The 12,372-nt window shown below is 63.6% G+C and carries 8 protein-coding genes; 1 reads left to right on the forward strand and 7 read right to left on the reverse strand.

Translation table 11 applies throughout. The features are described 5' to 3' along the window. Window positions 1-63: 63 nt before the first annotated feature. The 7 genes from AB0H21_RS29575 to AB0H21_RS29605 form a co-directional block, all read right to left on the reverse strand. On the reverse strand, window positions 64-906 hold the full coding sequence (locus tag AB0H21_RS29575; RefSeq protein ID WP_358522933.1) for a carbon-nitrogen hydrolase family protein: 843 nt from the start codon (window positions 904-906) through the stop codon (window positions 64-66). After that, entirely contained in the window at window positions 903-1,889 is a 987-nt protein-coding gene (locus tag AB0H21_RS29580; protein ID WP_358522936.1) for an ABC transporter permease, read from the reverse strand. Before AB0H21_RS29580 ends, AB0H21_RS29575 begins: the two co-directional genes overlap by 4 nt. Continuing rightward, window positions 1,886-3,517: a sugar ABC transporter ATP-binding protein gene (locus AB0H21_RS29585; RefSeq protein ID WP_358522938.1), complete on the reverse strand. Its 1,632-nt coding sequence runs from the start codon at window positions 3,515-3,517 to the stop codon at window positions 1,886-1,888. The genes AB0H21_RS29580 and AB0H21_RS29585 overlap by 4 nt, the downstream gene beginning before the upstream one ends. After that, window positions 3,498-4,505 carry an ABC transporter permease gene (locus tag AB0H21_RS29590; protein ID WP_358522940.1) on the reverse strand — a complete coding sequence of 336 codons (1,008 nt, stop codon included), beginning with the start codon at window positions 4,503-4,505 and terminating at the stop codon, window positions 3,498-3,500. Before AB0H21_RS29590 ends, AB0H21_RS29585 begins: the two co-directional genes overlap by 20 nt. Before the next feature lie 69 nt (window positions 4,506-4,574). After that, on the reverse strand, window positions 4,575-5,897 hold the full coding sequence (locus AB0H21_RS29595; RefSeq protein WP_358522943.1) for a substrate-binding domain-containing protein: 1,323 nt from the start codon (window positions 5,895-5,897) through the stop codon (window positions 4,575-4,577). 114 nt (window positions 5,898-6,011) lie between these two features. Further along, complete coding sequence (locus AB0H21_RS29600) at window positions 6,012-7,760, reverse strand: dihydroxy-acid dehydratase (protein WP_358522946.1); 1,749 nt, start codon at window positions 7,758-7,760, stop codon at window positions 6,012-6,014. Then, the gene (locus tag AB0H21_RS29605) at window positions 7,757-10,534 is read right to left on the reverse strand and encodes an FAD-binding and (Fe-S)-binding domain-containing protein (RefSeq protein ID WP_358522949.1); all 2,778 of its coding nucleotides are present in this window, start codon (window positions 10,532-10,534) and stop codon (window positions 7,757-7,759) included. Before AB0H21_RS29605 ends, AB0H21_RS29600 begins: the two co-directional genes overlap by 4 nt. 986 nt (window positions 10,535-11,520) lie before the next feature. Here AB0H21_RS29605 and AB0H21_RS29610 point away from each other — a divergent pair. Next, window positions 11,521-12,282, forward strand: a complete 762-nt coding sequence (locus tag AB0H21_RS29610; protein WP_358522952.1) for a GntR family transcriptional regulator — start codon at window positions 11,521-11,523, stop codon at window positions 12,280-12,282. Window positions 12,283-12,372 lie beyond the last annotated feature (90 nt).

Here is a 12,372-nt window from a genome sequence, read left to right on the forward strand (position 1 = left end):
TGTTGGAACCTATCTTTCGTATTGCATTTACATGAATTAATGACCATGCCAATGATGGTCAGGTCATTGAACGATTCGCCCGTACAAATCGGGACGGCGGTCACCGTAGAGATCGAGTTCGAAGGTCTCGGGTTCGAAGATGACTTTGGATCGTCGTGCCAGCGAGAGGTCGATCTCGGACACGACCAGGTGATTCCCCCGAGGAGCGGTAGCGAGCACTTCACCGGTTGGAGCAACGATCGAGCTGCCGCCGAACCACTCCGTGCCGCGTTCATCGTCACCGCGATTAGCGGCCAGGAGGAAGATCGAATTTTCCAGGGCCCGGGCCTGTGGGAGGATCTTCGCCACGTACCCGGCGGAGACGGCCCAGTTGGTGGGGTGGGCAATGATCGAAGCCCCAGCCAAGGTAAGGCACCGTGCCCACTCCGGAAACCGGAGGTCGTAACAGATGCTCAGCCCCACACCGCCAAGGCCGGTGTCCACGACAACTGGTTCGTTTGACCCTGGTGTGACGAACCGGTCCGCACCGAGATAAGGCAAGTGCGCCTTGCGGTACTGGCCCTCATTGCCGCCAGGGTCCACCAGTAGCGCCGTGTTGTAGACGCGACCGTCTTCCTGCTCGAGGTAGCCGACGACCGTAACGAGGTCCAATTCGCGGGCGCGGTGGCGCAGCTTGTCCAACTCTGGACTTTTCCGGGACAGAGCAACCGACCGGCACTCCTCCAGGGACACCTGCAAATAGCCCGTGAGCGCGCACTCAGGGAAGACGACCATGCGGGCACCGAGACGTGCGGCCTCCCGCATCGTGCCCAGGACCGTCGCGAGATTGGCTTCGACATCATTAATGGCGACCGGCACCTGTGCCACAGCGACTTTGACGGCTTTGAGAACTGCGCCGGTGCTCATCTGGTCCCTCCCAGCCGGAACCGGTCCCACCCGCCATTGAGCACGATGGCCGCGACGAGAACCAAGCCGAAGACCATCTGAAGCACAAAGGTCGAGACTGCCATGTAGGTAAGGAAGTTCTGCACGAGATAGATCAGCAGGGCTCCGACCGCGGCGCCGAGCATGCCGCCACGCCCACCCAGCAGGCTGACTCCGCCAAGGGCCGCGGCCGCGATCGCGTTAAGCGTGTAGCCAGGTCCCACCGTAGCGTCCGCACCACCGAGTACGACTATGAGCATGGTGCCGCCAAGACCTGCGCCCAGACCGGAGATGACATATGCGGCGAACCGCACCGGTGTCACGTTGACGCCGGCCGTGTAGGCGGCCCGGTCGTTCGAGCCGGTTGCGCGCAGATGCCGACCGAAGGCAGTGCGACAGAGCAGCATCCACAGAAGGCCCAGAACCAGCACCACCAGGGTGACATTGGGCACAGGTCCGGTGGTCGACTCGAACCAAGCCATCGAGTCCGGGATGAACCCCACCGGTGCCGGCAGTAGGTAGGTGGCCAGACCGCCGTACACGAGGTAGGTGGCCAACGTCGCGATGATCGGAGGGACACGCAGGATGGCAGCCAGCACACCGTTGACGATGCCATTGAGCAGGCCCATTCCCAGAGCCATCAGAATGATGACGGGCAGGGAATCGAGTCCCATGGGCATGAGGTAGCCGCTCAGCAGAACGGCGACCAGACCGGCGGCCGGGCCGATGGATAGATCCAGGCCGCCTCCACCGCTCATGAGCACCGGTGCCTGCGCCATCGCGAGGACCACCAGTGGGGAGGAGTAGAGAAGAACGAGTTGCCAGCCGCCGGAGAGGAACCCCGGATTCTGGGCCGACGTGAGCGCGACCATCAGCACGGTGAGGGCGAGCGCCGGGACGTAGTAGGGAACGGTTTGGATCAGGCGGGCGGTGCGGTGCCCGACCGCTGCCGAAATGACGCTCATGAGTGAGCTCCATTCACAACCTGAGTTGGCATCGCACTCACCCCGAACATTCCCGCCAGGACCACGTCGTATTCGCGTTCTGCGTGCTGGAGAACCCGGCTGACGGTGGAGGCGCGGCAGATGGCGATCCGGTCGCTCGCGACCAATAGTTCTTCGATTTCTGTCGACAGCAGGACGACTGCAACGCCTGAATCGGCAAGTTCTCGTAGCAGCGCGTAGAACTGCCGCTTGGTGCCGATGTCGACACCACGAAGCGGGTCATTCAACACAAGGACTTTCGGATCGGACGCCAGCCATCGCGCGATGAGAACTTTCTGCGCGTTGCCACCAGAGAGACCCGAAATCGGGTAGCGCAGATCGTCGGGGTGCACAGAGAGCTTATCGATGTACTCCTGTGCCTTGGCGTCGACGGTCGCCTGACGAAAAAACCCCAAAGTGGTGAACCGTGACAACACCGATATCATGAGATTGTCGCGCACAGACATCGGGCCGAAGAGACCCTCTTCTTGACGCTTGGCAGGAACGTAGGCCACCCCTTGCCGGAACGCTTCCCGGTAGCTCCGAAGTCGCGATACTCCCTTGCCCCGTGCCGATGCGACAATCTCTACCACACCGCTCGTGGGGCGACGAAGACCGACCAGAGCTTCCACGAGTTCCGAGGCCCCCTGGCCCTCGAGACCGGCAATACCAAGTATTTCGCCTCGACGCACCTGTAGATCGAACGCAGTGGCTGCGGGACGCAATTGCACCGAGTGGCACTCGATGGCGATCTCACGGGACCGGGTGTGTTCCTGGGTCGGGCTGTGCCCCAGGTCCTTAATGGCCCGCCGAGGAGAGGAACCAGCGGTGGCCGACACTTCCGGCCCGCCGCCGCTCATCAGTTCCACGAGCCGCTGCGGGGTCGCTTCGGATTTCTTGAGCACTCCGACCGTGACACCCGAGCGTTGCACCGTGGCTCGGTCAATGAGCAGTTCGAGCTCGTCCATACGGTGAGAGACGAACAGGACGCTACGCCCCTCATCACGCCGCGCACGGATGATCTCGAAAAGTCGGTCTCTGGTCTCGATGTCCAGTGCAGAGGTAGATTCATCGAGGACGAGCAGTTTCCAGGGCCGGACGAGGGCGCGGGCCAAGGTCAGCACCTGTCGTTGCGCGATGGAGAGGCTGTGCACGGGACGCTCCAGGATCTCGACGGGAGTCCCAAGTGAGTCCAGTACCTCCCGCGCCAGGTCCCGTTCTTGGCCGTGGGACCGGGCCCGCCGTACCTGCTCGTCCGTCCCCAGAAAGATGTTCTCGATCGCGGTGTTCTCCTCAGCGATGAGAGTCTCTTGAAAGACGGTCACGATTCCGTTTGCCTGTGCGTCTCGCGGCGATGCCAGGCGTACGGCATCTCCATTGATGCGGAGTTCGCCTTGGGTGGGGTTCACAATTCCGCTGAGGATTTTTACGACCGTGCTCTTGCCCGAGCCGTTCTCACCGACGAGACCGTGGACTTCGCCCGGACTGATGTCGAGTCGCGCGTCACGCAGCGCGACGGTGTTCCCGTAGCGGTGCATGATGTCGACCAGCGCAACGAGGCACTCCGAGGCGGCGGCACCGGTGCGGGGCTCAGAGTCGCTGGGCGACATGACGATCCCGTCCGTAGATGGCGATGAGGATGAGGATGGCGACGCCGAGGAATACCTGCTGGAGGCTGGCGTCGATTGAAAAGCCGATGAGCAGCATTGTGAACTCCGTGGTGAGCAGGACACCCGCGATAGTGCGCGAGTAACTACCGCGCCCACCTAGCAGGGACGTGCCGCCCACGACGACAGCCATCAGGGTCTTGAACATGTAGGGGACACCGATGTCAGCGGCGGCTGCCCCGCTGAATCCAGCCAGTAGGACGCCGGCGATACTCGCGCACAGCGCGCTCGCGGTGTACACGCCGATCCTGACCACGGTCGCGCGTATCAGAGCATAGCCCGCGGCTCTGGGGTTCGAGCCCAACGCGAAAAGTCTTCGTCCGAAAGATGTTCGGCGTTCTATGACCAAAACCAGCACACTGATCGCGATCCAGATGGAGACCGCGGGCGGTAGTGGGATAAAGCCTGTCTTCCCTATAGGAGAGACCGCCGAGGTAACGAAGTCGGGAACCAATCCGCCTGTGTTGCCCCCGGTGGCGAGGAGCACCGCCCCCGTGACGATCGCACCGACGCCGAGCGTGATGACCAAGGGGTGCACCTTGAGGAGACTGGTCAGGGTGCCATTGATCACCCCCACCACGAGGGAGAACGCGACAAGCCACAGGACGATCGAGAGGAAGGACGCGCCCGCAAGGGTGCGAACCGTCACGACAACGCAAGCGAGGCCGATGACCGCGGGGATCGACAGGTCGATCCCGGCGATAATGATCGCCCAGGTTTGACCGACCGCGGCGATTCCAAGCACGGCCGACAAGATCATCAGCGAAAGCAGGCCCTGCGATGTCATCACTGACGGCAGTTTGAGACCGATGAGCAGGAGGAGGACCACCGGCGCGAAGTAGACGAAGTAGACGGTGTTGCGGAAGAAGAGTCCTCTGCGAAGGGCGCGCGGTTCGTGGGTTTTCGCCGGTGGATTGTCGAGTGTCGTCATGAATTGCTCCACGGTGCGCGGGGCCCATGGCGAGGGCCCCGCGCACCGGATCGGCAGTGAGCCCGAGGACTACTGGATGGGAAGGTGCTTCGTGTCCAGAACGGACTCGATTTGTGGCGCGGGTTGGCCACCGGTGAAGAGCGCGTCGTAGTAACTGTCAGGCACGGACGCACCGTCCTTGGGCTGCACCGAACACGAGCTGTTCTCGGTCATGGCCTTGTCGTAATACTCATCGAAATTCGAAGGGTTCACCTCTGCGAGGGGGTAGAGCAGCGTGTTGACCTTGGGGCTCTGACCCGAGAGCATTCGCAGCGCAATACGGTAGGCCTCGACGACGCCTTGTCCACCACCGGCCGCGAACCCAATCGTCTTCAAGCCGTTATTCTTGGTCGCGGCCATCCAGTTACACGAGCCCTCGAATCCGGTCACCACGGGGAGCCGGCGACCCGCCTGCTTGAATGCTTGGATTACGGGAGCAGCGCAGACCCCGCCGTCCCAGACCCCTGCGACATCGCCCTGATGCGTGCTCAGGTAGTTCACCATCTGAGACTTGACCGTGGCCGAGTTCCACTCACCAGTGATCGAGTCGACCTTCATTCCCGCACTCTCAAGGGCAACCTTTGCTCCAAGCTGGCGGGCTTCAGCGGCGGCGACGCCGGGGATCCCCTTGCACATCACGACGGTGCTACCCGGCTTGATCTGTTCAGCCAGCCAGGTGGCAGTACGGTTTCCTGCCGCAAAGGCGCCGGAGTCGCTCTGAATGACATTGGTGCAGTCCGTTCCGGTCTGCATGGCGATAACCAGGGTCCCTGCCTTCTTTGCGGCGTCGAAGGCTTTGCAGACACCGATCGTCGGCGGTTGCATGGCAAAAATGACATTGCAGCCTTGCTGGGTCAGATTCGTGATCTGGTTGGCCTGCAATGTCCCATCATTGTTTGCGTCCGTGACAGCAAGGTCATCTTTGACGAGACCCTTGTCCCGCAACTGCTGGGTTAGCAGCTGGGCCGTCTTGAGCCCCTCTACACGCCAGGAGTTGCCCTGGTAGGCGCTGGAGTAGCACAACTTCCAGGGCGCCTTGGGCGCCTTCCAACCTGCGTACGGGTTCGGTCCGAGCCGCGTACTGTTCCAGAAGCCGGCGTAGTCGGGCCGCACGGACTCGGGCAGGGCATCGAGCGCTTTAGTGTCCTCGGGGGTCGGGTCGACGACGCCGGGGCGCAACTTGGTGTAGGTGGGAGAATCCCCGCTCCCAGCCGCGGTCAGCTTCTCGCTCGATCCGCACGCCGTCAGCATGAACACCACCACCGCCATAACGGCGCCTGCCTTTACGGCGAGGTTTCGCCGTCGTGTGGCGACGGGCTTCATTGCGGTCACCAGTCCCTCCGATTTGGTCATGGGGCGTTGCCTGCCCCTGTCGTGTTGAGGGCAGTGAGCTCATTCCCATTGATCTGCCACATGTTGCATGTTACCCACAACGCTGAGGGTTCCGGAAGTGGGTGAAGGTCGATCTCAGAGCACCTCGTTGGCGCCCGCATGGCGCAGGAAGTCGAAGTCGCAGCCGTCATCCGCCTGCATGACATGTTCGACATAGAGCCGTCGATAGCCACGGGATGCAACAGGTTGTCCGTCGGCGTGCAGTTCGCTTCTGCGGCGGTCCAGTTCTTCTTCGGACACATCCAGCGTCAGCCTGCGCGCGGGGACGTCCAGTGTGATGAGGTCACCATGACGCACCAATGCCAACGGCCCACCGACAGCCGCCTCGGGTGTGATGTGGAGAACGATCGTCCCGGCCGCCGTGCCGGACATCCGTGCGTCAGAGATGCGGACCATGTCGGTGACCCCTCGTTCGGCAAGGCGCCGGGGAATAGGGATGTAACCCGCTTCCGGCATACCCGGAGCGCCGACCGGACCTGCACCGCGTAGCACGAGGATGTCCTCTGGACGCACGTCCAGCTCGGGGTCATCGATCCTCAAGGCGAGGTCTTCGACGCCGTCGAACGGCACAGCCCGGCCTGTTACGCACAGCAACTCGGGCGAGGCCGCCACCTGTTTGATGATGGCACCCCTAGGCGCGAGGTTGCCACGGAGCACCGCGATACCACCGTCGGTGAAGAGTGGTGTCGTCCGCGGCCGAACCACCGTGCTGGAGGGAACGGGGCGTGCGCGCTCCAGCTCGTCCCCCAGGGTCCGCCCTGTCACGGTCAACACGTTCAGGTGGAGGAGATCAGAGATTTCGTGCAGTACCGTGACGAGCCCACCCGCCCGATGGAAGTCCTCCATGTATCCCTCACCGGCCGGCTTGAGATCGACCAGGACGGGGGTGTCCCGTGCCCACCGATCGATGTCATCCAGCGCAAGAGGGATCCCCAGTCGGCCGGCGATCGCCGTCAGGTGGATGATCGCATTGGTGGATCCTCCGATCGCGAACACGACCCGCGCAGCGTTTTCGATCGAGTCGGCAGTGATGATCTGTTTGATGGGCGTTCCGGCCCGGGCAAGGTCCACCGCGGCCGCCCCTGTGGCCTCTCCGACCCGGAGCCTGGCCGCGGTCACGGCAGGCGGCGCCGCGCTACCGAGCAGCGCGATTCCGAGGGCCTCTGCCACGCAGGCCATCGTGCTCGCCGTTCCCATCACCGAGCATGTCCCTGCGCTCCCGACCAAAGCGGAGTTGACTTCATCGATCTCGCCCGGATCCAGGGTTCCCGCTCGGTGTCGCCCCCAGAAGGCTCGGCAGTCGGTACATGCTCCTACCCGTCCTCCCCGATGGGTACCGGTGAGCATGGCACCGCTCACGAGTTGGATGGTCGGGCGCTCGGCCGAGGCTGCGCCCATGAGTTGGGCGGGGACCGTCTTGTCGCACCCGCCTACCAACACGACGGCATCCATCGGCTGCGCCCGAATCATCTCCTCAACATCCATGGACATGAGGTTGCGTAGCAGCATGCTTGTCGGGCTTGAAAAGCTCTCGTGAACGGAGACCGTGGGAAACTCCATGGGGAGCCCGCCGGCGAGCATGACGCCGCGCCTGACCGCCGCGACGAGCCCAGGATTCGCACCGTGGCACGGGTTGTAGTCACTGATCGCAGTGGCGATGCCAATGATCGGCCGCTCAAGAGCGTCGTCGCTATAGCCGGCGCCTTTGATGAAGGCTCGTCGCAGGAAGAGCGAAAAGCCGTCATCACCGTAACTCGTCAGCCCCGCGCGGAGGCCGGCGGGCCCGCGCGATGCACGGTCGGTCGACCTGTCCTCAGACTTCACAAGACATCCCTCTCATCGGATTCGTTTCGGTCAGCGCGGTCGAGCAACTGGGCCAGATGGACTCCGGATCGCGAAGACAAGTCGCTGATCTGTGTGCGGCAGGAGTAGCCGTCCGCGAGCACCACGGCATCGTCGGGGGCTTCGTCCAGCGCTGGGAGAAGTTGCAGTCGCGCGACGGCGACACTGACGTCGTAATGACCGCGCTCGACTCCAAAGTTCCCCGCCAGACCACAACAACCGCCAAGCCGCGTAACGCGCGCACCCGCCCGTTCCAGGAGTGCTTGGTCCGTGTCCCAGCCGAAGACGGCATGGTGATGGCAATGAGGCTGGGCCACTGCCACCACACCTGAGAGGTCGGGAGGTTTCCAGCCGGGTGTTTCGGTGAGCAGTTCCGCGAGTGTCTTCACTGCTGCGGAGAGTTCCCTTGCTCGTGGGTCCTTGAGCAGCTCACGAATGTCGGATCGCAGCACGGCCGCGCACGATGGATCCAGCCCGACGACGGGTAGTCCCTCTCGCACGTAGGGATACAGCACATCGAGTGCGTGTTCCAGCGAGGCGCGTGCCCGGTCAAGCTGTCCGGTCGAGATCAGGGTAAGTCCGCAACATGCGGGCTCGGGCGGGATGAGCACCTCGTAGCCGGCGCGTTCCAGGACGCGTACGGCAGCCTGGCCAACGTCCGACGAGAGTGTGTTCGTGAACGTGTCGATCCAGAGGACGACCCGCCGCCTCCCCGTTCCGATCGGCTTACGGCGTGAGATCCACGTGCGCAGGGATTCCGAGTTCAAGGTCGGTATCGTGCGCCGGTGGTCTATGCCGGCGAGACGTTTCGCCAGGGCCCCGAGCGGCCTGACACGAGCCAGTGCGTTCGCGAGCCGCGGCATCCGTCCGGCAAGCGTAAGCCACCTGGGGAGCCACCCCAGTGTGTAGTGCGTGGCCGGCCGAAGCTTGCCCCGATAGGACTGGTACAGGACCTCTGACTTGTACATGGCCATGTCCACCCCGCTGGGGCAATCGGTGGAACAGCCCTTACACATGAGGCACAGGTCGAGGGCTTCATGGACTTCGGGTGCGTCCCACCGCCCGCCTCGGCTGATCGCCTCCTGAAGTATCCGCGCTCGTCCCCGTGTCGAGTGCATCTCCTCCTTGGTGGCTTGGAAGGACGGGCACATCACGGTGTGATCGGCGGGCTCGGCTCGGCATTTTCCAACTCCGGTGCAGCGATGCACCGCCTGCGTGAAGTCACCGCCGTCTGCGCTGAGCAACATTGCCAGTCCCGAGGGGGAGGGCTGAGCCTGGGCGACCCGAATGTTCTGGTCAAGCGGCGCGGCATCCACGAGAACCCCTGGATTGAGGACGCCATCCGGATCGAGGAGTGCCTTGACTTGGGCGAAGAGCCCTATGGCCGAGGGGGAATACATCAGCGGCAGAAGTTCGCTGCGAGCGCGGCCGTCCCCATGCTCGCCGGACAGCGAGCCGCCATGTGCGACAACGAGATGGGCAGCGTCTGTCATGAACCGCCGGAAGGCCGCTGGGCCGTCGACACGATCAAGCGGCACGTCCAGGCGGACATGGACACAGCCCTCTCCAAAGTGACCGTAGGGCATCCCGGTGAGTCCATGGTCGCGAAAGAGCTCGTCGAGATCGTGCAGGTAGTCGCCCAGCCGGGCGGGGGGAACCGCCGAATCCTCCCACCCCGAGTGGGCCGGCCGACCGGCGGGCGACCGGCCGGCAAGTCCAGCACCATCGGCTCGGATGCGCCACAGAGCCGACATCGCCCCGGGGGCCACGATCACTGCACTATCGCGGCAGGGCACGCTTCGGGCCAAATCACGTGCCCTGGCCATGACCTCCGTCTGGTCATCACCGGCCACCTCGACGAAGAGCCATGCCGATCCGGTGGGGAGTTCCGGCAGCCGGACCCCAGCCCCAGCACGTACGACATCGACCAACCGCGAGTCGAGCCCCTCGCAGGCCGTCGGTCTGAAGGCCGCCGTCAAGGGAGCGGCCTCACCGGCCTGGGCAATGGTGTCGAAGCCGAGGACGACCATCACCCTGTAGGTGGGGTCGACCACCAGCCGTAGCTCGGCATCGAGGATGACCCCGAGAGTGCCCTCGCTGCCGACGAAAGCACGACGGAGGTCGAACCCGTTCTCCGGCAATAGGTGTTCCAGGGCGTATCCAGAGACCTGCCGGTGGAACTTTCCGAACTCGGTTCTTATCGTGAACAGATTCTCCAGGACCAGTGCCCGGAGCCGTTCAAATTGAGGCAGTTGCGGAACCGTTCCCGCCGAGAGGTTGACGACGTCCCCGGTGCTGAGAAGCACCGTGAGCTGTTCAACGGTGTCGACAGTGCGGCCATAGGCCAGTGAACGCGTTCCGCATGCGTTGTTGCCGATCATCCCGCCGATCGTGCAGCGCGAACTCGTCGACGGGTCCGGCCCATACCGGAGGCCGTGACGCGCTGCGGCGCGCTGGACGTCTTTCTGAACAGCACCCGACTGGACGGTCACGGTGCGCCGTTCGGTAGAGACATCACCTATGCGGTTAAAGTACCTGCTCAGGTCGAGCACCAAGCCGGCACCGATCGAGTTACCTGCTACCGACGTTCCGGCGCCCCTGACGGTGAGTGAGGTCCCGAGGTCGCGGCAGACGGTGAGGGCTCGGGCGATATCGTCGTTTGTTCTCGGGTAGGCGACGGCCAGTGGTGGAACGCGATACAGGGAGGCATCACTGGAGTAGGCGGCACGGGTGCCTGCGTCGGCACGGATATCCATGCCGGAGGCCCCTCCCAGTGCCGCTAAGAGTGCTCCGGTTACCTCTGATCCGGGCTTCATTGGTAGTCAGGGATGCGGTGCTCGTGTGAGCCCGTTTCCCCATCCCCCTTTCAATCCGTGCGTGCGGTTTTCCCGCACACGGCTTACCGATGATCGTCTAGACACACAGAACGTCACCCCGGTAGACACGGTCATACAGGGCGTGGAAACGCCGATCCTCTGACTGCTTGGCCGCAGTCCATGGCGTGCGTCGCAGTCCTCGCACCTTCCCCGGCGAAGCACTTTCGACGGGTACGACGGGCCACGGACCGTCGGGGTAGTCGGACCGAGTCACGTCGGTCATGCCCTGACGCTTACCTGCTCCGCCCGCGTGATCAAAGTGAGGGCCCTTCCCTCCCGGCGGGTTATGGTGCACGCCGATCAGGGGTACTACGACCCCCTCGGACTCCCGCTGCGCTCCGGACGACTTCACCATCGGCTCATACGCCCGGTCTCCGCCCGACGCACGGCGTGCGCGGACGGGTCTCTCCTGTTCCAGGCCAGACCGTGAGCACGTTCCTTCGATTAGCGAATCGTAGTTAGGTCGTGGCATACTGTTACCAACACGCCCGGCGCCCAGGCGACGTCGGGCACCCTCCCCGGTCAGGCTATGCACGGCTGTGCACGCCTGACCGGTCAGCGTCCGGAGGGACGTGCTCAGCGGGCCGGCGGCTCCAGTTGCCGGCACCAGGGCACGAAGACGATCGGTGAATACCGGGCAGCTCGTTGTGCCTTGATTCTGTGTAACGCACAGGATCGCTAAGCCAATCAGAGACGCTCTTGACACCCCGCTCAGCCCATTGGATCTCTCCGCAGCACCGGCGCCCGCTACCGGGCGCTCCGGTGCCTACCCGGACGGGACCTTCACCCGCCGGCCTGACGCAGCTTGCACAACACGACACAGGTGACATGTTACCTGCAACATGCCTGCGGGTTACAATATATCCATGATCTTCACTGAGGGAATTCTCGATCCTCTGGACCCCGTCGTTCCGTCGCTGACCGAACGGGCCGTCCAAGTCATTCGTCGGGCCATCACGACGGGTGACCTCATCCCGGGAAAGCTGTACTCGGTCCATCAGTTATCCAAGGATCTCGGGGTCTCCCGGAGCCCGGTCCGTGACGCTCTGTTGCGCCTCGAGGAGACCGGGATGGTTCGGTTCGAGCGCAACAGGGGCTTTCGTATCGTGTTGCCCGGGGCGCGTGAGCTGGCCGAGATCTTCGGCGTGAGACTGGCGCTGGAGGTGCCGGCCGCTGCCATGGCTGCTCGCCGCGCAACCGACGAGCAGATCGCTGCAATGTCTGAGGAACTGGAAAGCATGCGGGCCGCTGCGGCGGACGACGACGAGCCGACTTTCATGCTCCATGACCAGCAGTTCCATAGCGGTCTACTCGCAGCCGCCGGCAACGAGTACGCACGCGGCGTCATTGACAATATCCGCATAGCCACACGCATGGTGGGAACGTCCACCGTGAAGAATCAGCGATCACTGGCCGAGGTGATCCTTGAACACGAACCCATCCTTGAGGCTGTCGCTGAGCGCGACGAGCGGGCTGCCATCTCGGCGATGAGTCGCCACCTGCGCCATACCGGTGAGATGTTGGTCCAGCGCACCTCCTCGCCCCAGCAAGATCCAATCGATTTGGTGTCCCTTTGGTGGCTCTTCGTACCTGAGGGAGGTCTGAGCGGGGACGCGCCGGGCGGGTGATGCCAGGGAAATGAGAGTCGGGGCCCTCCGCAGGATCGGTAGCGACCAAACCGACGACTGGAAGGCCCCGACTTTCTCCGAACCTACGGT

Source organism: Sphaerisporangium sp. NPDC051011 (assembly GCF_040653595.1).
Classification (GTDB): domain Bacteria; phylum Actinomycetota; class Actinomycetes; order Streptosporangiales; family Streptosporangiaceae; genus Sphaerisporangium.